Consider the following 22,528-nt stretch of genomic DNA (forward strand, 5'->3'; position numbering starts at 1 on the left):
ATTGCGAGCCTGATCAGCCGTTCGTGCGCGAGCGCTTCTCGTCGATGCCCGAAATGCCCTCGCGGCGGCGGAACTCATGCAGCACGTCGTCCACGGTCAGGCCGTGATGGGCCAGCAGCACCATCGAGTGAAACCACAGATCGGTCACCTCGCGCACGACGTGGCCGACATCGCCATCCTTGGACGCCATGATGGTCTCGGCCGCTTCTTCGGCCACCTTCTTGCAGATCGCGTCGGTGCCCTTGTGGAACAGAGAGGACACGTAGGACGAACCGGGTTCGGCGCTCTTGCGCTCGGCGATGGTCTGCGCGACGCGGCGCAGCACTTCGATATCGATCATTTGTATATCTCGTCCGGGTTCTTGATGACCGGGTCGACCTCGTCCCAGCGGCCATCGGTCAGCGAATGGAAGAAGCAGCTGTGGCGGCCGGTGTGACAGGCGATACCGCCGGTCTGCTCCACCTTCAGCAGCAGCACGTCGCGATCGCAGTCGAGGCGGATGTCGAGCACCTTCTGCGTGTGACCGGATTCCTCGCCCTTGTGCCACAGCTTTCCGCGTGAGCGTGACCAGAACACCGCCTCGCGCAGTTCCGCCGTGCGGACCAGCGCGTCGCGGTTCATCCAGGCGAACATCAGCACGTCGCCGGTCGATGCCTCCTGCACGATGACCGGCAGCAGGCCTTTGTCGTCCCAGTCTATGGCGTCGATCCAGGCCGGCGCGTTCATCACAGGCGTACCTCGATACCGCGTTCGCGCATCCGTTCCTTGGCCTCGCGCACCGTGTGCTGACCGAAGTGGAAGATGCTGGCCGCCAGCACTGCGTCGGCTCCACCTTCGACCACGCCGTCGACCAGATGGTCGAGGTTGCCGACACCGCCCGACGCGATGACCGGAATGCGCACCGCGTCCGACACGGCGCGGGTCAGCGCGAGGTCGAAGCCGTTCTTGGTGCCGTCGCGGTCCATGCTGGTGAGCAGGATTTCACCGGCGCCGAGCGACTCGACCTTCTGCGCCCACTCGACCGCGTCGAGTCCGGTCGGATTGCGGCCGCCATGCGTAAACACCTCCCAGCGCGGCTGGCCGTCGCGATCGTCGACGCGCTTTGCGTCGATGGCGACGACGATGCACTGCGAACCCACCTTGCCTGAGGCACGCGCCACCAGTTCCGGATCCTTGATTGCTGCAGTGTTCATGCTCACCTTGTCGGCGCCGGCATTGAGCAGGCGACGCACGTCCTCGACCGCGCGCACGCCGCCACCGACGGTCAGCGGGATGAACACCTGTTCGGCCACCTGCTCGACCACGTGCAGGATGATGTCGCGCGCGTCGGAACTGGCGGTGATGTCGAGGAAGGTCAGCTCGTCGGCGCCCTGCTCGTCGTAGCGGCGGGCGATCTCGACCGGGTCACCGGCGTCCTTCAGTGACACGAAATTGACGCCCTTGACCACGCGGCCGGCATTGACGTCCAGACAGGGAATGATGCGCTTGGCTAGCATGAGTGTTCGCGCCGTGCGCGATGAAAAGGTTCAGCCTTCGCCGTTCAGGCGGTCTGCTTCGGCCTGCGCGACGGCGAAATCCAGTGTGCCTTCGTAGATGGCGCGGCCGGTGATGGCGCCGATCACGCCTTCGTCCTCGACCGCACAGAGACCGCGGATGTCGTCGAGATTGGTGACGCCGCCCGACGCGATGACCGGAATGCGCAGCGCCTGCGCCAGCTTCACCGTGGCGTCGATGTTCACGCCGCTGAGCATGCCGTCGCGACCGATGTCGGTATAGACAATCGCCTCGACGCCCTGATCCTCGAATTTCTTCGCCAGATCGATCACGTCATGGCCGGTCATCTTGGACCAGCCGTCCACTGCCACCTTGCCATCCTTGGCGTCCAGGCCGACGATGATGTGGCCGGGGAAGGCCCCACAGGCGTCGTGTACGAAGCCCGGACTCTTGACCGCCGCGGTGCCGATGATGACGTAGCTGATGCCGTCGTCGAGGTAGCGCTCGATCGTATCGAGATCGCGGATGCCGCCGCCGAGCTGGATTGGGATTTCGTCGCCCAGTTCCTTGACGATGGCCTTGATCGCCGATTCATTCTTCGGCTTGCCGGCGACGGCGCCGTTGAGGTCCACCAGATGCAGGCGGCGCGCGCCGGCATCGAGCCAATGGCGGGCCATGGCAGCCGGGTCTTCCGAAAATACGGTCACCACGTCCATATCACCTTGCTTCAGGCGTACGCAGTGGCCGTCCTTGAGGTCGATGGCGGGAATGAGCAGCATGGCGCGAGTCGTGTCGTGTCAGGGAGAGTGGAAGGGAGAAGTCCCCGACGGCATCGTCGGGCACCAGGTATCAGGGCATCCAGCCGATGAAGTTGGCCAGCAGGCGCAGACCGGCGTGCGCGCTCTTTTCCGGGTGAAACTGCACCGCAAAAATATTATCGCGCGCTATCGCACTGGTAAAGGCTGCGCCGTAGGAGGTTTCACCCGCGGTCAGCGCCGCATCAACCGGCTGCACGAAGTAGCTGTGCACGAAATAGAAGCGTTCGTCGTCGGCGATGCCGCCCCACATTGGGTGTACGCGCGTCTGTTTCACGCCATTCCAGCCCATGTGCGGCACCTTCAGCCGGGCCTCGGACACCGGATCGCGCGGATCGACAAAGCGCTTCACATCACCGGCGAGCACGCCCAAGCCAGGCACGTCGCCTTCCTGGCTGTGCTGGAACAGCATCTGCAGACCGATGCAGATGCCGAGGAAGGGCTTGTTCGCAGCGGCGTCGAGCACGGCGCCGCGCAGGTCGCGCGCGTCGAGTTCGCGCATGCAGTCCGGCATGGCTCCCTGCCCCGGAAACACGACGCGGTCGGCGCCAGCGACGACGCGTGCGTCGCTGCTGACGATGACCTCGGCTTCGGGTGCGACGTGCTCGATCGCCTTGGCGACCGAACGCAGATTACCCATGCCGTAATCGATGATGGCAACGCGAGTCATGAGTGCGGCTGAATCGGAAGAGGGTGAAACGCTGGCGTCAGGACGGGCTCAGAGCGAACCCTTGGTCGACGGCATCTGGCCGGCCGCACGTTCATCGCGCTCGCTGGCAGCGCGCAGCGCGCGGGCAAAGGCCTTGAATACGGTTTCGCACTGGTGGTGCGCGTTGATGCCGCGCAGATTGTCGATGTGCAGCGTCACCAGCGCGTGATTGACGAAGCCCTGGAAGAACTCGCGTGTCAGGTCAACGTCGAAATCGCCGATGCGGGCGCGGGTGAAGTCGATGTTGTACTCCAGCCCCGGGCGGCCGGACAGGTCAACCACGACACGCGACAGCGCCTCGTCCAGCGGCACGTAGGCGTGGCCGTAGCGACGCAGGCCCTTCTTGTCGCCAACCGCCTTCGCGAAGGCCTGACCGAGCGTGATGCCGACATCTTCCACCGTGTGGTGGGCGTCGATGTGCAGGTCGCCCTTGGCGATGATTTCGAGGTCGATCAGGCCGTGCCGAACGATCTGGTCCAGCATGTGATCGAAGAAGGGCACACCGGTGTCCAGCTTGCCCTGACCGGTTCCGTCGAGATTGATGCGCACCGTGATCTGGGTTTCCAGGGTGTTGCGCGTGATTTCGGCTTGCCGCATGAAGATGGTCGCTTCGGTGATTCGTCCCGGCTGCACGCCGGAACAGGGATGGCCGGATGATAACATCGACTTGCAACGGGCCATGCCAGCCTGCGCGCACCGCAACACGTCCCGCCCAACAACAGTCACATCGTCGCCTGCACCATCATGAGCCAGTTCTGGAGCCCCGTCGTCCACGCCCTGTCGCCCTACACGCCGGGCGAGCAACCCAAGATAGACGGGCTGATCAAGCTCAATACCAACGAGAACCCCTATCCGCCCAGCCCGCGCGCCGTCGCGGCGATGCAGGCCGAACTGGACGTGGACGGCGACCGGCTCAAGCTCTACCCGGAACCGACCGGACTGGCGCTGCGCGAAGCGATCGCCGCACATTTCGGCGTGGGCACCGATCAGGTGTTCGTCGGCAACAGCTCGGACGAAGTGCTGGCGCACACCTTCATCGGCCTGCTCAAGCACGACCGGCCGCTGCTGTTCCCGGACATCACCTACAGCTTCTATCCGGTCTATTGCAGGCTGTACGGGATCGATTACCAGTGCGTGCCGCTGGACGCCCAGTTCGCGATCCGCATCGACGACTACATCGAAGCCCGCCCGGGCGCGGTCATCTTTCCGAACCCGAACGCGCCGACCGGTCGCCTGCTGCCCCTGTCGGACATCGAGCGCCTCGCCACGGCGCTGCCGGACAGCCCGATCGTGATCGATGAGGCCTATATCGATTTCGGCGGTGAATCGGCGGTCGCGCTGGTCGCCGACCACCCCAATCTGCTGGTGACGCAGACGCTGTCGAAATCCCGTTCGCTGGCCGGTCTGCGCGTCGGCTTCGCAATCGGTCAGCCGGCGCTGATCGAAGGCCTGACGCGGGTGAAGGACAGCTTCAATTCCTACCCGCTCGACCGCCTGGCGCTGGCGGGTGCGACCGCCGCTGTGCAGGACCGCGAGTGGTTCGACCAGACCCGCCGCCGCGTCATCGCCAGCCGCGAACGGCTGGCTGAGGAACTGAGCGCGCTCGGCTTCGAGGTGCTGCCGTCGGCGGCGAATTTCGTGTTCGCGCGCCATCCGCGCCACGACGCGGCCACCCTGTCGGCGCAACTGCGCGAGCGGCGCATCCTGGTCCGCCACTTCAAGGCGCCGCGCATCGACCAGTTCCTGCGCATCACGGTAGGGACCAATGCGCAGTGCGACGCGCTGGTCGAAGCCCTGCAGGACATCGTTTGACGCGCTGGAGCACTTCTTGCTGAACGGGAGAGGTCTTCGTCCTCTTTCCGTTCAGCCATGCGCCTTACCCGCCCGCTTTTCCTTTCCGCACTGACGCTCGGCCTGCTCGCCGGCTGCACCAGCGTGTCCTTCAAGCAGGGGGCTGGTGGCGCCGACTATCGCCGCGACGAGCGCGCCTGCATGGGCACCACCACGGAGCGGACCGCCTTCATCCAGTGCATGGAGGCGAAGGGCTGGTGGACGCGCTCGACCGAGGAGCTGTCGCAGATCACGCTGGTGTCGGTCGAGGAAAGCGAAGCAGCCGCTGAAGTGCAACCGGCGCCCGCGGCCGAAGCGGCCACGCCGGGCGCCGAACCGGCCTCGCCGGACGCCGAACCGGCCCGGCCCGCTCCGGCGGCCCGCACCACCGCCGCACCGGCCCCCGCCGTTCCGAAGGACCCGCTCGCCCGCCTGCGCATCGCGATGTGGTCGAAGATGGGCGCCGGCGCGAACGAACTGATTGCCGACCAGACGCAATGCCTGTCCACGCTGGGCGAAGCCCACGCGCCCGACACCACGGCCGGCACCGTCACCCGCGGACTTTACGAGTGCCTGCGCAAGCAGGGGTGGACCGGCCTGACGCTGCGCTGAATATTCTTTTTGCATATTCAAGCCCGATGTCATAGATTGACGCCGGGTGGGCGCACACACATCAACCATTACATCGCCTGAGCGGTCTCGCAGCCGCTGGAGACACACCACCCCCGGCAGGCCGTTCCATCCGGAACGGCTGCATTCATTCAGGAGGAGGTGTTCATGTTTTCAGCAAGAATGCTGTGCATCGCGTCGCTGTGCCTGTCTGCACAGGGCGCCCACGCGCTCGGGGCGGGCGATATCGCGTTTACCGCCTTCAATGCCGACGAGGACGGCTGGGCCATCGTCGCGCTGACCGATCTGGCGGCCAACAGCACGATCTACTTCACCGACAGCAACTGGGATGGCGCCGCCTTCACCAGTTCCGAAGGCTTCCACACCTGGCAGACCGGCGCCGGCATCATCGCGGCCGGCACGGTCATCCGTTTCAGCGACATCGATCAGGCAGGTCGCGCAGCATCTACCGGCAGCCTGAGCGGCACCGGCAATGCCGCGCTCAGCAGCACGGCCGACACGCTCTACGCCTATGTCGGCAGCGGCACCTCGGCTCCGACAACCTTTCTTGCTGCGGTGTCGTCGGAAGGTGCAGCAGCAGCCGCAACGGCACTGAGCGCAGCCGGCCTCACCGCTGGCGTGAATGCGATCGCCCTGCCCGCCAGCACCGATTACGCCAGCTACACGGGCTCACGCAGCGGCGCCGCCGATTTCGCGGCCTACCGCAGCACGGTGAATGACGTCGCCAACTGGACTGCCTTCACCGACGGCGTTCATGCCGACGCCGTGCCCGACACGACGCCGTTCGCGGTCTCCGCCGTACCCGAAGCATCGACCGCGCTGATGATGATGGCGGGGCTCGGCGTGCTGGGTCTGTTCCGCAGGCGCTAAGCGACGGCTGCCGGGTGCTGGAGCGGTTCGATCAGCGCCCGGTAGGCGTGCCAGGTGGCATGCCCGACCAGCGGCATCAGTACGATCAGTCCAAGGAAGAAGGTCAGGAAACCGATCACCGCGAAAATCACGATGAGCGCGGCCCACACCAGCATCGGCCCCGGATTGTGGCCGAGCGCGAACAGGCTGGCGAGAATGGACGTCACCGCGTCCTGTCGGCGGTCCAGCATCAGCGGGATGGCGACCACACTGGCACCAAACACCAGCGATGCAAAGATGAAGCCGACGACCGCGTAAGCCATCAGGAATTCGACGTTCTGCAGCGTCAGCACCTGTTCGAGGAAGTGGTCCACCGACGGCATCTGCGTCGTGTAGAACAGCGCAAACACCACCAGCGAGGCACGAGCCCACACCAGGAAGATGATGATGAGGATGACGGCGAATACGCCGATCGCGCCGGCATTGTGGCCGCCGGCGGTCAGTGAATGCGCCAGCACCGGCGACTGCCCGGACTCGCGCTGGCGGGACAGGTCGTACAGGCCGAGCGACAGGAAGGGGCCGAGCAGCAGGAAGCCGCACACCAGCGCCGAAGTCAGGTGATAGGCATGGCGAAACACCGTGGTCAGCACCAGCCCCATGAAGGCGAAACAGGCGCCATAGAACAGGCTGCCACCAGGACTCGCGCGCATGTCCTGAAACGCCCGGCCAAGCCAGTCGAAACAGGCGAACAACCCGACCTCACGCACCACCGGGAAAGGTAGATCCTGCGCATCCCCGACGGCTTGTGGCGCTTCGGGGTGTTCGGACTGCTGCATGGCTGCTCCCTGATCGGTTCACTGCTGCAACGACGTGCGCATGACCGGTCAGGTCGGGCGCACGACCCGGGCGCCACTGTACGCCGGGTCGTGGCCGCGTGGAAGTCAGTCCTTCAGCCGCATTTCCGCCGAGCGGGCGTGGGCCTGCAGGCCCTCACCGTGCGCCAGCACCGACGCGATACGGCCCAGCTTCTGCGCACCTTCGGCCGAAATGTCGAGAATGGAGGTGCGCTTCTGGAAGTCGTACACGCCCAGCGGGCTGGAGAAGCGCGCGCTGCGCATCGTCGGCAGCACGTGATTCGGCCCGGCGCAGTAGTCGCCCAGCGCCTCGACCGAGTAGTGGCCGAGGAACATCGCACCCGCGTGACGGATGCTGTCGACCAGCGCACGCGGATCTTCGGTGCAGATTTCGAGGTGCTCAGGTGCGATACGGTTGGCGAGGTCGCAGGCCTCGGCCAGATCGCGCACCTTGATCAGCGCGCCGCGGTTGGCGAGCGATGTCGCGATGGTGTCACGGCGCGGCATTTCAGCCAGTAGCCGGTCGATCGATGCATGCACGCGGTCGAGGAAGGCGGCGTCGGTGCACAGCAGGATGGACTGCGCCAGTTCGTCGTGCTCGGCCTGGGCGAACAGATCCATCGCCACCCAATCCGGATTGCCGTGGCCGTCGGAAATGATGAGCACCTCGGACGGACCGGCCACCATGTCGATGCCGACCGTGCCGAACACGCGCCGCTTGGCGCTGGCGACATAGGCGTTGCCCGGGCCGACGATCTTGTCCACCTGCGGAATGGTCTGCGTGCCGTAGGCGAGCGCGGCAACCGCCTGCGCGCCGCCTATCGTGAACACGCGATCGACGCCGGTGATCGCCGCGGCGGCCAGGACCAGCGGATTGCGTTCGCCGCCGGGCGTCGGCACCACCATGATCAGTTCCTTGACGCCCGCGACCTTGGCCGGAATTGCGTTCATCAGCACTGAACTGGGATAGGACGCACGACCGCCCGGCACGTAGAGGCCGACGCGGTCCAGCGGCGTCACTTTCTGGCCGAGGCGGGTGCCGTCGGCTTCGGCGTATTCCCAGGAATCCTGCTTCTGGCGCTCGTGATAGAGCCGCACGCGGTCGGCGGCTTCGGCCAGCGCGGCGCGCTGCGTATCGCCCAGTCCCGCGTAGGCGGCGTCAAGCTCACTGCGCGGCAGTTCGAGTTCGACCATGGCGGCGCAGTCCATGCGGTCGAAACGGCGCGTGTACTCGATGACCGCCTCGTCGCCGCGTGCACGGACGTCGCGCAGGATGCCGGCGACGGCCGTCTCGATCGCGTCGTCGGTCGAACTTTCGAAGGCCAGCAGCGTATCCAGCCGACCGAGAAAGTCCGGCTCGCTCGAATCAAAGCGGCTGATTTTCGTTGCACTCATGCCTGCACCGCCCCCTGAATCGCCTCCAGGATGGGCGTCAGCAGATCGTGCTTCACCTTGAGCGCCGCCTGATTGATGACCAGACGCGAGCTGATGTCCATGATGTGTTCAACCTCGACCAGATTGTTCGCACGCAAGGTGCCTCCACTGCTGACCAGATCGACGATGGCATCTGCGAGCCCCACCAGCGGCGCCAGTTCCATCGATCCGTACAGCTTGATCAGGTCGACGTGGACGCCCTTGGCGGCGAAATGTTCGCGCGCGGTGTGCACATACTTGGTCGCCACCTTGAGCCGCGCGCCCCGGCGCACCGCCTGTTCGTAATCGAAACCGGCCGGTACCGCCACGCTGAGGCGGCAACGCGCGATGTTCAGGTCGATCGGCTGGTAGAGGCCGGCGCCGCCATGCTCCAGCAGCACGTCCTTGCCGGCGATGCCGAGGTCGGCCGCACCGTATTGCACATAGGTCGGCGTATCGGAGGCGCGCACGATGACCAGGCGCACGTCAGGTCGGTTGGTACCGATGATGAGCTTGCGCGACGACTCCGGATCGTCGGTCGGCACGATGCCGGCCGCCGCCAGCAGCGGCAGCGTTTCTTCGAAGATGCGCCCTTTGGACAGCGCCAGGGTGATGCCTTGCACGGTGTGCCTCGTATGGATGGCGTGTCGTCAGGACACGCGGCGGACGGTGGCGCCGAGCGCGCTGAGCTTCTGCTCGATGCGCTCGTAGCCGCGGTCCAGATGATAGATGCGTTCGATCAGCGTTTCACCGCGCGCCACCAGGCCGGCGATGATGAGACCGGCCGAGGCGCGCAGGTCGGTCGCCATCACGGTCGCGCCGTCGAGCTGTGCCACGCCCTGCACCACGGCGGTATTGCCGTCGATGCGGATGTCGGCCCCCAGACGGGCCAGTTCGACCGCGTGCATGAAACGGTTCTCGAAAATCGTTTCGCGGATGATGGCGGTGCCTTCGGCCACGGTGTTGATCGCCATGAACTGCGCCTGCATGTCGGTCGGAAAAGCCGGATAGGGCGCGGTGCGGATGGACACCGCCTTCAGCTTGTCCGGCGCCTTCAGCACGATGGCTTCGAAGGACGGCGACTTCTCGGTGCGGATGTCGCAGCCAGCGTCCATCAGCTTGTCGATCACCGCATCCAGGTAGCCGGCCGACGTGCCGGTCAGGCGGATTTCGCCGCCGGCCGCGGCGGCCGCACACAGATAGGTACCGGTTTCGATGCGGTCCGGCATGATGCGATGGGTCGCGCCATGCAGGCGCTCGACACCCTGGATGCGGATCACGTCGGTGCCGGCGCCGGAAATACGGGCGCCCATGGCAACCAGGCAGTTGGCCAGATCGACCACTTCGGGCTCGCGCGCGGCGTTCTCGATCACCGTCTCACCGTCGGCGAGCGCGCCTGCCATCATCAGGTTTTCGGTGCCGGTGACCGTCACCATGTCGGTGAACAGGCGCGCACCCTTGAGCCGCGCCGTGCGCGCGACGACATAGCCGTGCTCGACCGCGACCTCGGCGCCCATCGCCTGCAGACCCTTGATGTGCTGATCCACCGGGCGCGCGCCGATGGCGCAGCCGCCGGGCAGCGACACGCGCGCCTCGCCGCAGCGCGCGACCAGCGGGCCGAGCACCAGGATGGAGGCGCGCATGGTTTTCACCATTTCATAGGGCGCCACCGGATTGTTCAGACCGGACGCATCCAGCGTGACGGTCGAACCGTCGCGCTGCACCGCCACGCCCATCTGCGCCAGCAGCTTGAGCATGGTGCCGATATCGTTCAGCTGCGGCACATTGGTCAGCGTGAGCGGTTCACGCGTCAGCAGCGCGGCACACAGAATGGGCAGCGCCGCGTTCTTCGCGCCCGACATTTCGGCCTCGCCCTGCAGACGATGGCCGCCTTCGATCAACAGCTTGTCCATCGGGCGATCAGGCCTTCCACTCGTCCGGCGTCAGCGTCTTCATCGACAGCGCGTGGATTTCCTCGCGCATGCGGTCGCCCAGCGCGGCATAGACCAGCTGGTGACGGCGCACGCTGCGCAGTCCTTCGAAGGCCGTCGACACGATGATGGCCTCGAAATGCTGGCCGTCACCAGCGACCTGACAGTGCTGGCAGTCGATGCCGGCGGTGATGGAAGCCTGGATGCTTTCGGGAGTGACCATGTTCAACTTCTCAGTTTGTAGCCGCGCGCCAGCATGTTCAGCGTAATGCCCGCAAGCACCGCGAAACTGCCGCCCGCGACCAGGGCGCTGATCCACGGGGAGACGTCCGACTGTCCGAAGAAGCCGTAACGGAAACCGTCGATCATGTAGAAAAAAGGGTTCAGGTGCGACACCGCCTGCCAGAAGTCGGGCAGCGTGTGTATGGAGTAGAACACACCCGACAGGAAGGTGAGCGGCATCACGACGAAATTCTGGAAAGCGGCCAGCTGGTCGAACTTGTCGGCCCAGATGCCCGCAATCACGCCGAGACTTGCAAGAATTGCTCCACCCACGGTGGCAAAGAACAGTATCCACAGCGGATGGGCATAAGGCAGCTCGACGAACCACAACGTCACCAGCCAGACGCCCGCGCCAACCACCAGGCCACGTATCACCGCGGCCAGCACATAGGCGGCGAAGAACTCGCGGTAGGAAATCGGCGGCAGCAGCACGAATACGATGTTGCCGGTCACCTTGGACTGGATCAGCGACGACGAGCTGTTCGAGAACGCATTCTGCAGCAGGCTCATCATGACGAGGCCCGGCACCAGGAAGGCGGTATAGCTGACACCGCCATAGACTTCGACCTGGCGGTCGAGCACGTGCGAAAACACCAACAGGTAGAGCAGCGCGGTCAGCACCGGCGCCGCCACGGTCTGGAAGCTCACCTTCCAGAAGCGCAACAACTCCTTGTACAGCAGGGTACGCAGGGCCATGCTCATCAGGCAGCGTCCTGCATCATGGCGATGAACACGTCCTCGAGATCGGGCTTCACCAGTTCTATGTCGTCGAAGGTGACGCCCGCAGCGCGCAATCGCGCCAGACAGGCCGCGACGTCGTCCGCGCTGTCGAGCACGATGGCGACCCGGCCGTCGGGCGTGGCCCGCGCCAGGGCGCGGAACTCGGCCGGCAGCGCCGCACCACCGCCCAGCCGCAGACGCAGCGTCTGCTGCACACGGCGCGACAGCAGGTCGGCCGTCCGTTCCAGCGCGACCACCCGCCCCTGCTTCAGCATGGCGATACGCCCGCACAGGCTTTCCGCCTCTTCGAGGTAGTGCGTCGTGAGCACGATGGTGTGGCCCTGCCTGTTCAGGTCGCGCACGAAGGCCCACAGGCCCTGGCGCAGTTCGACGTCGACGCCGGCCGTGGGCTCGTCGAGCACGATGAGCGGCGGCCGATGCACCAGCGCCTGCGCCACCAGCACGCGTCGCTTCATGCCACCGGACAGGCGGCGCATGTTCACGTCCGCCTTCGCTTCGAGATCCAGCCGCTGCAGGATTTCGTCGATCCAGTCGTCGTTGCGGCGCAGGCTGAAATAACCGGACTGGATGCGCAGCGTTTCGCGCACGGTGAAAAAGGGATCGAACACCAGTTCCTGCGGCACGACGCCCAGCCGGGCGCGCGCGGCGCGGTAGTCGGTCACCGTATCGTGCCCGAGCACGCGGATCGAGCCGGAATCGGCACGGCACAGGCCGGCCATCGCGGAAATCAGCGTGGTCTTGCCGGCGCCGTTCGGCCCGAGCAGGCCGAAGAATTCGCCCTGCTTCACTTCGAGCGTAACGTTGTCGAGCGCCTGCAGCGAACCGAATCGCTTGCAGACGCCCTCGATCAGCAAGGCAGCGGTGGAATCAGACATGAAAGAACTGCAGTACCGGCCCCCACAGGAGGCCGGAAGAAGCACACATCAGCGAGCAGTCGCGTCGTCGGCGTCCAGTCCGCAGTAGGACGACACCTCGTACAGTCGGGCCAGGCTGGTCAGTCCGGCCGGTGCACCCGTGACCGGCAGCGGGCCATCGCTGCCGCCGCTCGCACGTTCCCACGCGAGCAGCACGGCGATGGCCGACGAATCGACGTCCTCGACTGCCGACAGGTCGATCGACTTTGCCGAAGGCAGCAGCGCCAGACCGGCGTCGCGCAGCGCCATCGCCTCGGGCAGTCGCATCGTGCCGCTGACGCGCAGCACGCCGTTGTCGAGCGCGATCATTTGGCCGCCGCAGCCGGCGCAGGCAACGGAGCCGGTGCGGTCGATGCGTTCTTGGCGCGCAGCGTCTTGACCAGACCATCGACACCGCCGGCACGTATCTCTGCGGCAAAGGTTTCGCGGTAGTTGGTCACCAGGCTGACGCCAGACACCATCACGTCGTACACCTTCCAGCCCTCTTCCTTCTTCTCCAGCGCGTAGTCGAGCGGAATCGGGCGACCGCCCGGCTGGTTGATCTGCGTGCGCACCGTCACGTCGGTGTCGGCGGCGCCCATCTTGAACGGGCGGTAATCGACGGTCTGGTTGCGATAGCTGGTCAGCGCGTTCGAATAGGTACGCACCAGCAGGGTGCGGAACTCTTCGGTCAGCACCTTCTTCTGCTCGGGCGTCGTCGCGCGCCACTCCTTGCCGAGCGCCAGCGCCGTCATGCGCGTGAAATTGAAATGCGGCAGCACGCGGGTTTCGACCAGTTCCGCCGTCTTGGCCGTATCGCCGGCCTTGATCGACGGATCGGTGCGCAGCGTGGTCAGGACATCCTCGGTCACTTCCTTGACCAGCACGTCCGGCGCCTTCAGCACGTTTGCCTGCGCGACCGCACTTGCGGCGAAGGCAACCATCAGTAATTGAACAAAGCGCTTGAACATATGTGCTCCCGGAAAAGAAAGAGGCCTGTCGGAACGCGACAGGCCGTGATGACCGCGCTGCCCGGCGTAGCGCCGGGCCTGCCGATCAGAACGAGACGGCTGCGGTGTCCACCGGTTCGGTGGCCGGCTCGGACGCATTCGCTGCATCAACGTCCGACTTCTCCGGCGCGCCGACAAGCATCATCGTCCATGTCGATTCGAGCGGTTCCATCGTCAGAAGGTTCTCGCTGGGCAGCGACGCCGAGTCATCGGCTTCGCGCGGCGGGTTGCCGTCATGGATGGCACTGCGGCGATGCTGCAGATAGGCGTCGCGCACATAGGCGTACTTGTCGATGGCCGCCGCTTCGAGCGCATCCTCCGCCTTCAGCAGGTTGGCACGGGTGTCGATGGCGCGCAGCGCGATGGCGGTGTTGCGGTAGCCGCGATGAGCATCGGCGTCACGCACCGGGTCGACATAGATGTCTGCAGCAAGACCGAAGGTATCACGCACGGTGCGCGGGCCGAGAATCGGCAGCACCACGTAGGCGCCGTCGCCGACACCCCAGCGGCCGAGGGTCTGACCGAAATCTTCCTCGTGCTTTTCGAGGCCCATCGGCGTCGCGACGTCGAACAGGCCGAGAATGCCCAGGGTCGAGTTGACCAGCACGCGGCCGGCGTCCGAGAGCGCATCGACCGGCTTGCCCTGCAGCAGGTTGTTCACGCCCGTCCACAGGTCGGCGATGTTGGCGAAGAAATTGGAGACGCCGGTCTGCACCGGATCCGGCATCACGAAGTCGTAGCCCTGGGCGACCGGCTTGATTACGGCCTTGTCGACCGTCTCGTTGAACGAGAACATCGCGCGGTTGTAGCCTTCGATCGGATCCTTGGGATTGCCCGAGGTCGCACAGCCGGTGAACAGCGTGGCTGCAGCGGTGGCGGCAAGCACCGAGCGGATGTTGAGATTCGACTGCTTGTTGGTTTTGGTCATCTGTCGGGCTTCCCGGCTATGCATTCGGTACGTCACTGCTCGGGAGCGGTCGGGCTCTCGGCAGCCTTGTTGAACATGAACTGGCTGATCAGCTTTTCAAGCACCACTGCAGACTGCGTCTTGGTGATGGTGGCACCGGCCTGAAGCATTTCGGTGTCGCCACCGACTTCGAAACCGATGTACTGCTCACCCAACAAACCCGAGGTCAGAATGGTTGCGAAAGTGTCGCGCGGGAAACTGTAGCGCTTGTCCACATCCATTTTCACCACGGCGACATACAGATTCGGGTCAAAAGTGATTTCCGTCACCCGGCCCACCACGACACCCGAACTTTTTACGGGAGCACGCGGTTTCAGGCCGCCGATGTTATCAAAGTTGGCTTGCAGCCTGTATGTCTCCCCGATGTTAGCGGACGCAAGGTTGCCGACCTTTAGTGCCAGAAACAACACTGCAGCCACGCCGACGGCGACAAAAACACCGACCCACAGGTCGAGAACGGTACGGTTCATCCATTGCCCCTGAACATGAAGGAGGTCAGCACAAAGTCCAGCGCCAGAATGGCCAGCGCCGAATTGACGACGGTACGGGTGATCGCCCGCGACACGCCCTCGGCGGTGGGCGCCGAGTCATAACCTTCGAAAACCGCGATCAGCGCGACCGCGAAGCCGAAAACGACGCTCTTGATGACGCCGTTCACGATGTCGTATCGGAAATCGACCGACGCCTGCATCTGTGACCAGAAAGCGCCGTCGTCGACGCCGATGAACACGACGCCGATGAACCAGGCGCCGAACACGCCCATGGTCGAGAACAGGGCGGCCAGCAGCGGCATCGAAATGACGCCACCCCAGAAGCGCGGCGCGACGACGCGGGCGATCGGGTCGACCGCCATCATGTCCATCGCCTTCAGCTGCTCGGTCGTCTTCATCAGGCCGATTTCGGCAGTCAGCGCCGAGCCGGCGCGACTGGCGAACAGCAGGCCGGCGACTACCGGACCCAGTTCGCGTACCAGCGACAGTGCGACCAGAATGCCCAGCGCCTCGCTGGAACCGTAGCGCTGCAGCGTTTCGTAGCCCTGCAGGCCGAGTACCAGGCCGACGAAGAAGCCGGACACCAGAATGATGATCAGCGACAGCACGCCGGTCGAGAAAACCTCGCGTATCGTCAGCTGGAAGCGCGCGAACGAAGTGCCCGAGCGCAGCAGGATGGCAAATAAGAAGCGGGTGGCGAAACCCAGCCGCCAGATGCCATCGACGGTGCGGGCGCCCATGGCGCGGAACACGCGCGCGATCATGAACGGACCTCCATCAGGGCCTGGCGGTAGTCGTCGGTCGGATAGTGGAAAGGGAGCGGCCCGTCGGTTTCGGCATTGACAAACTGCTTCACGAACGGGTCAGTCGAGGCGCGGATCTCGTCCGGCGTGCCCTGCGCGACCACCTTGCCGCCCGACAGGAAGTAGATGTAATCGACGATTTCCAGCGATTCGTGCACGTCGTGCGTCACCATGATGGAACTGGCGCCGAGCGCGTCGTTGAGCTTGCGGATGAGCTGACCGACCACCGCCAGCGAGATCGGATCGAGGCCGGCGAAAGGCTCGTCGTACATGATGAGCATCGGATCGAGCGCCACCGCGCGCGCCAGCGCCACCCGGCGCGACATGCCGCCGGACAGCTCGTTCGGCATCAGCTTGTGCGCGCCGCGCAGACCGACCGCGTGCAACTTCATCAGCACCAGATCGCGGATCATGTCTTCCGGCAGATCGGTGTGCTCGCGCAGCGGGAAAGCGACGTTGTCGAAAACGGTCAGATCGGTGAACAGCGCGCCGAACTGGAACAGCATGCCCATGCGCCGGCGCAGCGCGTACATGTCGCGACGCGACAGCTTGGCCAGATCGTGCTCGGCCACCTGGATGCGGCCGGCGGTCGGCTTCAGCTGACCGCCGATCAGGCGCAGCAGCGTCGTCTTGCCGCAGCCGCTGCCACCCATGATGGCGACGAGCTTGCCGCGCGGAATGCGCAGATTGATGCCGGTCAGGATGGGCCGCTTGTCGTACGCGAAGTCGACACTCGACAGGTCGACCAGAATGTCTTCGGCCGGAGGGGAAGCGGACACGAGCGCGGAACGGTCTTGTGGTAAAGGTCGCGGATTGTAGCAGACGCGCCGGGCGCCTCCGCCGGGCGGAATCCACCGCTGCGCGCTGCGCTATGATGACCGGCACACATGCCGAATTCAGCCCGATCCCCTGCGAGCCGCCCCGGACTGCTCATCGTCGACGACGATCCGCTGATTGCCGACTCGCTGTCTTTCCTGCTCGAAGCGGATTTCGACGTGGTCAGCCACGCATCGCGCAGCGCCGCCATCAATTGGCTGCGCGAGCAGGCGAGTCCGCCTGCGCTGGCGCTGATCGATCTCGGCCTGCCGCCCAACCCGCATCGTCCCGATGAAGGCTACGCGCTGATCGCCGACCTGCTGGCGCATTCGCAGGACACGCGCATCGTCGTGCTGTCGGGCCAGGGCGAGGAGAATGTCGCGCGCCACGCTCGCGCACTCGGCGCCACCGAATTCGTCGCCAAACCGGCGCAGCCGCAGGCGCTCAATGCGCTGCTGCGCCAGTTGGCGCGGACCTGTCACGAGGAGGACGCGCCGGCGCTGCCGGCCCTGATCGGCGTCAGCGCACAGGTGGAACGCCTGCGCGCGCAGATCGAGCAGTACGCACGCCTGCCCTACCCGGTGCTGATCGAGGGCGAATCCGGCACCGGCAAGGACATCGTGGCCAACCGCCTGCACGCCGTCGGCGGCAGCGACCGCCCCTTCCTGGCGCTGAACTGCGCCGCCATCTCGCCCAGTCTGGTCGAACCCACGCTGTTCGGTCATGCCCGCGGTGCGTTCACCGGCGCGCAGTCGGCGCGCGCGGGCTATTTCGAGGAAGCCGCCGCCGGCACGCTTTTCCTCGACGAGATCGGCGAACTGCCGCTGGACCTGCAGGCCAAGCTGCTGCGCGTGCTCGAGAACGGCGAGTTCCAGCGCGTCGGCGAAACCCAGTTGCGGCGGTCGAACGCGCGCATCGTCGCCGCCACCAACCGTGACCTCGGCGCCGAAGTGCGCGCCGGCCGCTTCCGCTCGGATCTTTACCACCGGCTCAGCGTATTCACCATTTCGCTGCCGCCGCTGCGCGACATGGGCGACGACCGCCTGCGCCTGCTCGATCATTTCCGCAGCCAGTTCTGCGCCCAGCTCGCCCGCCCGCCCTTCACGCTCGACGCCGCGGCGCGCACCGCCTGGCTGGACTACGGTTTTCCCGGCAATGTGCGCGAACTGCGCAACATCGTCATCCGTCTCGCCACGAAGTATCCGGGTCAGGAAGTCGGTCGCGAGGCCCTGCTCGCCGAGTTCGACCCGACCATACGCAGCGGCGCGGCTGCGGACGAGGACGGCGACCTGATAGACATCGCCACTGCCGAACTGCGCGCCGGCGGCTTCCGCCTCGACGCCAAGCTGCGCGAGTGGGAATCCGCCTATATAGATGCAGCCATGCGCCTGGCGCGCGGCAACGTCAGCGCTGCGGCGCGCCTGCTCGGCATCGCGCGCACCACGCTGTATCACCGGATGGAAGCGCCGGACGGCGACGCCGGCGCGCAGGACTGACATGTATCTCGATCACTTCGGCCTGCGCGAAGCGCCCTTCCTGATCACCCCGCACGCCGACTTTTTCTTCGGCGGCGCCAACCGCAGCGCGCTGCTTGACGCGCTGGTCTACGCGCTCGGCCGCGAAGAGGGTCTGGTCAAGGTGAGCGGCGAAGTCGGCACCGGCAAGACCATGCTCGCGCGCGTGCTGATTGGCAGACTGCCGCCGCACCTGCGCGCGATCTACCTGGCCGATCCGCTGATGAACCGCGGCGAGCTGCTGGCCGTGCTGGCCGACGAGCTGGGCTGCGCCGACACCGCTGGCGACAGCGCTCACCGCATGCTGCGCGCAGTGCAGCAGGCGCTGGTCGCCGAGTTCTCGGCGGGTCGGCAGATCGTGCTGCTGATCGACGAAGCGCATGCGATGCCGGCCGATACGCTGGAACAGATCCGCCTGCTGTCCAATCTCGAATCCGAGCGCCACAAGCTGATCAAGATCGCGCTGTTCGGCCAGCCGGAACTCGACGCCCTGCTCGACCGGCCGGACATGCGCCAGCTGAAGGACCGCATCACGCAACACTTCCGGCTCGACCCGCTGGCGCCGGATGACGTCGCGACCTACATCGACTTCCGCATGCGCGCCGCCGGCTATCGAGGCCCGGCTGTGTTCGAGCGGGCGGCGACGGCACGCATCGCGCGCGATTCCGGCGGTCTCACCCGGCGCATCAACGTGCTGGCCGACAAGTCCCTGCTGGCCGCTTTCGCCCGCAACGCACACGCGGTGACGCTGGCCGACGCGCAACGCGCCGCCGCCGACACGCAGACGCGCGCTGACCTGCCGCCGCAGCGCAAGGCAGCGCGCAACTTGCTGCTCACGCTGGGCGGAGTTGCGCTGGTCGGCGCCGGCTATCTGCTCGGCCGCGGCGATCGGGTGGCCGCACCGTCGGTTGCCGACACGGTGACCGCCCGCGCGGAGGCGGCCGCAGCGACAGCGCCGACGCCGCCCACCCCGGCCGCGTTGCCCGCGAATACAGGTGAGCTGGCCGCGCCTCCTGCGCCGGCTCCGGCCGATCCTCTGGAATCGCTGCTGACGGCGAGCCGGGCCTGGTCGACGACGGCCCCGGGCGAACGCTGGTTCGTGCAACTGATGTCGGTGCCCGCCGGTCGTGCCGACCACGTGCTCGACTACGTGCGTCGCGCGGGCCGCGCACTTGATCCGCAGCAGCTGCGTGCCTACCGCACGGACACCGCGGGCGACACGCAGCTGGCGGTGATCTATGGCGATTTCGCCGATCTGCGCAGCGCGCAGCAGGCGGTCGACGCGATGCCCGACTGGATACGCGGCACGCGGCCCGTCGTGCGGCAGCTGCGCAGCCTGCGCACCGACAAACCATGACAATGGAATTTATCGTGTACGATGGCCCGCGCATCATCTTGATCCGCCAATGATTGCGCGTACCATCCTTTTCCGAACCCCGTCCGCCACCGCGACCATGACCGCATCGATGCGTGCTGCACCTGCCGACACCCGGACCGGACGGCCCTCCCGTTACCGCCGCATCGGTCTGCTCGGCACCCTGATGGCGCTGCTGACCGGCTGCGCCGTACATGCGCCGCAGCCGGCCTCAACCGCCCATGTACTGGCCGACAAGCCCGCGGCACGACCGGCCGACGACATCCCGCCGCCGGTCACCCGGCCGCTCGCGCCACCGCAGCCGCAACCGCGGCACAAGACCGAAACCTACAGCGTGGTGGTGAATCAGGTACCGGTGCGCGAACTGCTGTTCGCGCTGGCGCGCGACGCTCGGGTCAACGTCGACATCCACCCGGGCATCGAGGGCGCAGTCACGCTGAACGCGATCGACCAGACGCTGCCGCAGTTGCTGGCGCGCATCGCCCACCAGGTCGACATGCGTTTCGAACTGGACGGCCAGAATCTGGTGGTGATGCCGGACGCCCCCTTCCTGCGCAGCTACCGCGTCGACTACGTGAACATGTCGCGCGACGTGACCGGCGCGGTGTCGATCAACACGCAGATCGCCTCGACCACGTCGGCCGCGGTCAGCAGCGCCGGCGGCGGTGGCGGCAGCGTCGTCGGCACTGGTGCGACGGCCGCCGGCAACAGTTCGAGCACGCGCATCGAGAACGTCGCGCGGAACCGCTTCTGGGAATCGCTGGAACGCAATATCCGCGACCTGCTGCGCGAGACCGACAAGCTGCTGCCGGCCGAGAGCAGCGAAGCGCCGGTGGCACCGATGGCCGGTGCCGAGGGCTCGGCAACGCCGCCTGAGCGGCGGACCACCTTCCGCGAAGCGGCGGCCGTCATCCTGAATCCCGAGACCGGCGTCATCAATGTGCGCGCCACCTCACGCCAGCACGAGAAGGTGCAGGAATTCATCACCCAGGTGACGCGCATCGCGCGCCGCCAGGTGCTGATCGAGGCAACCATCGCCGAGGTGCAGCTGACCGACAACTACCAGCAGGGCATAGACTGGACCGCCTTCGCCGGCGGCGGCAAGCGCGGTGGCGCCACGCTGTCGCTGAACACCACCTCGACCGACTTCACGACCAACCAGCCCTTCGCGATCGGACTCGGACGCAACCGCGAACTGTCGGACAGCATCAAGCTGCTCGAAACCTATGGCGACGTGAAGGTGCTGTCCAGCCCGAAACTGTCGGTGCTGAACAACCAGACCGCGCTGCTCAAGGTGGTCAACAACATCGTCTACTTCGAGATCAAGTCCGACGTCGTCGCCAACACCAACACGCAGGCGGTACGCAGCTTCACCGCGACGCCGCGTTCCGTGTCGGTCGGCCTGGTGATGGCGGTGACGCCACAGATCAGCGCAGACGGCTTCGTGCTGCTCAATGTGCGGCCGACGATTTCGCGCAAGGTGGGCGACGCGCAGGACCCGACGCCCGACCTCAGCGCGCCGAATCTGGTGCCGGTCATCCAGACGCGCGAACTCGAATCGGTGATGCGTGTAGCCAGCGGCGAAACCGCCGTGCTCGGCGGGCTGATGCAGGACGAGATCAATTTCCGTCGCGACAGCATTCCGGGTGTATCGGTGCTGCCGATACTTGGACCGCTGCTGTCGGCGCGCAACGAAACCTCGCGCAAGACCGAACTGGTGGTGCTGATCCGCCCGGTGGTCATCGCTGACGCCAGCCTGGACGGCGACTACGCGCCGTTGAGCAGCGCGCTGCCGGGTCGAGACTTCCTGACGCCGACCTTTCCGCCGCCGACGCTGCAGCCGCCGAAAGGACCGTCCACGGAGCCGGCGCCGTGAGCCTGCTGCTGGAGGCGCTGAAGAAGGCCGAGGCGGCCAAGCGTCGCGACGACGAGGGCGGTGGCGACGCACCGGCTACCGAGCCGCAGCCGGCGCCCGCCGCCCCGCGCATCACCCCGGCTCACGAACTCGAACTGATCGACGACGAAATCGCTCAGGCCGCCCGCTTCGCCGGGCTCGACGTGCCGGAACCCACCCCGTCCATACCGCCGCCCGCCAGCCCGGGCAGCGAGGCGGCGCGCCTGCTGTTCGACGCGAAGAAGCCGACGTCGCGTCCGTCCTCGCTGGCCTGGCTGCTCGGTGGCGGCGCGCTGCTGCTGCTCGGCGTCGGCGGCTGGGTCGCCTGGCAGTTGTCGTCGCTGGACAGCGGCCGCTCGGCGCCTGCAATACCCGTGGCAGCACCCGTCGCAGCCCCGACGAACACGCCAATGGCCGAACCGGTCAAGGCGCCGGTCGAACAGTCTCCGTTGGCCATGGCCCCCCCGACCGCTACCGCTACCGCGCCTGCCGCCGAGCCGATCGCCCCGAGCCGGGCCGCGCTTCCCGTAACCGCGCCGGCGATGCCGGATTCGTCCCGTTTCCTGTCCGGTCAGCTGTCGGCCAACCCGCCGGTGGTCGAGGCGCCGCCGCCCGCACCAGCCGCCGCGCCGATCCGCATTACCCGTAATGCCCCCGCCGTGCCGCAGGACGTGGCGGACGGCTACACCGCCTTCCAGGCTGGCGAGTTCGACCGCGCCCGTATCGCCTACGAACGCGCGTTGCGCGCCGATCCGCGCAATCCCGACGCGCTGCACGGTCTGGCCGCGCTGGCCCAGCACCGGCGCGACGAAGCCGGCGTGCGCCAGCTGATGCGGCGCATCGCCGAAGTCGATCCGTCGGATACCGCCGCCCGCGTCGCACTCAGCGACAACGTCGATCCGGCAGTCCAGGAAGCGCGCCTGCTCGACATCGCGGCTGCCCAGCCGAAATCGGCCGCCGCCGCGTTCGCGCTCGGTTCGCTGTATGCGTCGCAGGCGCGCTGGCGCGAGGCGCAGCAGGCCTATTTCAACGCCTACACGCTGGCACCCGAGCAGCCCGACCACGCCTACAACCTCGCCGTCAGCCTGGACCAGCTGCGCCAGCCGCGCCTCGCACTACAGTACTACCGCGAGGCGATGTCGCTGCGCGCGCAGCACGCCGCGGCCTTCGATGCCGACATGGTGGCGGCGCGCATCCGGTCGCTGGAGGCACGCTGA

The 22,528-nt window shown here is 66.4% G+C and carries 26 protein-coding genes; 7 read left to right on the plus strand and 19 right to left on the minus strand.

The window, feature by feature from the left end:
- Positions 1–13: 13 nt before the first annotated feature.
- The 6 genes from WJU27_RS11415 to hisB all read right to left on the minus strand — a co-directional run bounded on the left by WJU27_RS11415 (position 14) and on the right by hisB (position 3,615).
- Positions 14–340: a phosphoribosyl-ATP diphosphatase gene (locus tag WJU27_RS11415; RefSeq protein WP_019919453.1), complete on the minus strand. Its 327-nt coding sequence runs from the start codon at positions 338–340 to the stop codon at positions 14–16.
- Positions 337–726 (minus strand): phosphoribosyl-AMP cyclohydrolase, encoded by a 390-nt coding sequence (hisI, locus tag WJU27_RS11420; RefSeq protein ID WP_020163579.1) that lies wholly within the window; start codon positions 724–726, stop codon positions 337–339. The genes WJU27_RS11415 and hisI overlap by 4 nt, the downstream gene beginning before the upstream one ends.
- Complete coding sequence (gene hisF / locus WJU27_RS11425; RefSeq protein ID WP_020163578.1) at positions 726–1,496, minus strand: imidazole glycerol phosphate synthase subunit HisF; 771 nt, start codon at positions 1,494–1,496, stop codon at positions 726–728. Before hisF ends, hisI begins: the two co-directional genes overlap by 1 nt.
- A 30-nt stretch (positions 1,497–1,526) precedes the next feature.
- On the minus strand, positions 1,527–2,273 hold the full coding sequence (hisA, locus tag WJU27_RS11430) for a 1-(5-phosphoribosyl)-5-[(5-phosphoribosylamino)methylideneamino]imidazole-4-carboxamide isomerase (RefSeq protein WP_020163577.1): 747 nt from the start codon (positions 2,271–2,273) through the stop codon (positions 1,527–1,529).
- Between the two features lie 70 nt (positions 2,274–2,343).
- The gene (gene hisH, locus WJU27_RS11435; protein ID WP_341422187.1) at positions 2,344–2,979 is read right to left on the minus strand and encodes an imidazole glycerol phosphate synthase subunit HisH; all 636 of its coding nucleotides are present in this window, start codon (positions 2,977–2,979) and stop codon (positions 2,344–2,346) included.
- A gap of 48 nt (positions 2,980–3,027) precedes the next feature.
- Complete coding sequence (gene hisB / locus WJU27_RS11440) at positions 3,028–3,615, minus strand: imidazoleglycerol-phosphate dehydratase HisB (protein WP_020163575.1); 588 nt, start codon at positions 3,613–3,615, stop codon at positions 3,028–3,030.
- Positions 3,616–3,762: 147 nt separating this feature from the next.
- Between hisB and hisC the strand changes: the two genes are divergently transcribed.
- The 3 genes from hisC to WJU27_RS11455 all read left to right on the plus strand — a co-directional run bounded on the left by hisC (position 3,763) and on the right by WJU27_RS11455 (position 6,348).
- Complete coding sequence (gene hisC, locus WJU27_RS11445) at positions 3,763–4,830, plus strand: histidinol-phosphate transaminase (protein ID WP_020163574.1); 1,068 nt, start codon at positions 3,763–3,765, stop codon at positions 4,828–4,830.
- Positions 4,831–4,887: 57 nt separating this feature from the next.
- A complete protein-coding gene (locus WJU27_RS11450) occupies positions 4,888–5,460 on the plus strand; it encodes a hypothetical protein (RefSeq protein ID WP_341422188.1) in 573 nt (190 codons plus the stop codon).
- A 180-nt stretch (positions 5,461–5,640) separates the two neighbouring features.
- Entirely contained in the window at positions 5,641–6,348 is a 708-nt protein-coding gene (locus WJU27_RS11455) for a PEP-CTERM sorting domain-containing protein (RefSeq protein WP_445928435.1), read from the plus strand.
- Here WJU27_RS11455 and WJU27_RS11460 read toward each other — a convergent pair.
- The 13 genes from WJU27_RS11460 to WJU27_RS11520 form a co-directional block, all read right to left on the minus strand.
- Complete coding sequence (locus tag WJU27_RS11460; protein ID WP_341422190.1) at positions 6,345–7,163, minus strand: DUF2189 domain-containing protein; 819 nt, start codon at positions 7,161–7,163, stop codon at positions 6,345–6,347. The genes WJU27_RS11455 and WJU27_RS11460 overlap by 4 nt on opposite strands.
- Positions 7,164–7,268: 105 nt before the next feature.
- Positions 7,269–8,576: a histidinol dehydrogenase gene (hisD, locus tag WJU27_RS11465; protein ID WP_341422191.1), complete on the minus strand. Its 1,308-nt coding sequence runs from the start codon at positions 8,574–8,576 to the stop codon at positions 7,269–7,271.
- On the minus strand, positions 8,573–9,217 hold the full coding sequence (gene hisG, locus WJU27_RS11470; RefSeq protein ID WP_019919464.1) for an ATP phosphoribosyltransferase: 645 nt from the start codon (positions 9,215–9,217) through the stop codon (positions 8,573–8,575). Before hisG ends, hisD begins: the two co-directional genes overlap by 4 nt.
- Positions 9,218–9,244: 27 nt before the next feature.
- Positions 9,245–10,507: a UDP-N-acetylglucosamine 1-carboxyvinyltransferase gene (gene murA / locus WJU27_RS11475; RefSeq protein ID WP_020163569.1), complete on the minus strand. Its 1,263-nt coding sequence runs from the start codon at positions 10,505–10,507 to the stop codon at positions 9,245–9,247.
- A 7-nt stretch (positions 10,508–10,514) separates the two neighbouring features.
- Positions 10,515–10,748: a BolA family protein gene (locus WJU27_RS11480; protein WP_020163568.1), complete on the minus strand. Its 234-nt coding sequence runs from the start codon at positions 10,746–10,748 to the stop codon at positions 10,515–10,517.
- Between the two features lie 2 nt (positions 10,749–10,750).
- Positions 10,751–11,509, minus strand: coding sequence for an ABC transporter permease (locus WJU27_RS11485; protein WP_020163567.1), 759 nt, complete (start codon positions 11,507–11,509; stop codon positions 10,751–10,753).
- Positions 11,509–12,423 carry an ABC transporter ATP-binding protein gene (locus WJU27_RS11490; RefSeq protein ID WP_341422192.1) on the minus strand — a complete coding sequence of 305 codons (915 nt, stop codon included), beginning with the start codon at positions 12,421–12,423 and terminating at the stop codon, positions 11,509–11,511. Before WJU27_RS11490 ends, WJU27_RS11485 begins: the two co-directional genes overlap by 1 nt.
- A 48-nt stretch (positions 12,424–12,471) precedes the next feature.
- On the minus strand, positions 12,472–12,771 hold the full coding sequence (locus tag WJU27_RS11495) for an STAS domain-containing protein (RefSeq protein WP_020163565.1): 300 nt from the start codon (positions 12,769–12,771) through the stop codon (positions 12,472–12,474).
- Positions 12,768–13,412 (minus strand): ABC transporter substrate-binding protein, encoded by a 645-nt coding sequence (locus tag WJU27_RS11500; protein WP_029143539.1) that lies wholly within the window; start codon positions 13,410–13,412, stop codon positions 12,768–12,770. Before WJU27_RS11500 ends, WJU27_RS11495 begins: the two co-directional genes overlap by 4 nt.
- Before the next feature lie 85 nt (positions 13,413–13,497).
- A complete protein-coding gene (locus WJU27_RS11505) occupies positions 13,498–14,379 on the minus strand; it encodes an MlaA family lipoprotein (RefSeq protein ID WP_341422193.1) in 882 nt (293 codons plus the stop codon).
- Between the two features lie 32 nt (positions 14,380–14,411).
- Positions 14,412–14,888: an outer membrane lipid asymmetry maintenance protein MlaD gene (mlaD, locus tag WJU27_RS11510; RefSeq protein ID WP_020163562.1), complete on the minus strand. Its 477-nt coding sequence runs from the start codon at positions 14,886–14,888 to the stop codon at positions 14,412–14,414.
- Positions 14,885–15,673, minus strand: coding sequence for a lipid asymmetry maintenance ABC transporter permease subunit MlaE (gene mlaE, locus WJU27_RS11515; protein WP_341422194.1), 789 nt, complete (start codon positions 15,671–15,673; stop codon positions 14,885–14,887). Before mlaE ends, mlaD begins: the two co-directional genes overlap by 4 nt.
- A complete protein-coding gene (locus WJU27_RS11520) occupies positions 15,670–16,491 on the minus strand; it encodes an ABC transporter ATP-binding protein (RefSeq protein ID WP_341422195.1) in 822 nt (273 codons plus the stop codon). The genes mlaE and WJU27_RS11520 overlap by 4 nt, the downstream gene beginning before the upstream one ends.
- A gap of 108 nt (positions 16,492–16,599) precedes the next feature.
- On the opposite strand from WJU27_RS11520, the gene WJU27_RS11525 reads away from it, so the two are divergent.
- The 4 genes from WJU27_RS11525 (at position 16,600) to WJU27_RS11540 (ending at position 22,528) form a co-directional block, all read left to right on the plus strand.
- Positions 16,600–18,024, plus strand: a complete 1,425-nt coding sequence (locus WJU27_RS11525) for a sigma-54-dependent transcriptional regulator (RefSeq protein ID WP_341422196.1) — start codon at positions 16,600–16,602, stop codon at positions 18,022–18,024.
- 1 nt (position 18,025) lies between these two features.
- Positions 18,026–19,399, plus strand: a complete 1,374-nt coding sequence (locus WJU27_RS11530; RefSeq protein WP_020163560.1) for an ExeA family protein — start codon at positions 18,026–18,028, stop codon at positions 19,397–19,399.
- A gap of 109 nt (positions 19,400–19,508) precedes the next feature.
- A complete protein-coding gene (locus WJU27_RS11535) occupies positions 19,509–21,293 on the plus strand; it encodes a type II secretion system protein GspD (protein ID WP_341422197.1) in 1,785 nt (594 codons plus the stop codon).
- Positions 21,290–22,528, plus strand: a complete 1,239-nt coding sequence (locus WJU27_RS11540) for a tetratricopeptide repeat protein (RefSeq protein WP_341422198.1) — start codon at positions 21,290–21,292, stop codon at positions 22,526–22,528. The genes WJU27_RS11535 and WJU27_RS11540 overlap by 4 nt, the downstream gene beginning before the upstream one ends.

It is taken from the genome of Methyloversatilis sp. NSM2 (assembly GCF_038066675.1).
Classification (GTDB): domain Bacteria; phylum Pseudomonadota; class Gammaproteobacteria; order Burkholderiales; family Rhodocyclaceae; genus Methyloversatilis; species Methyloversatilis discipulorum_A.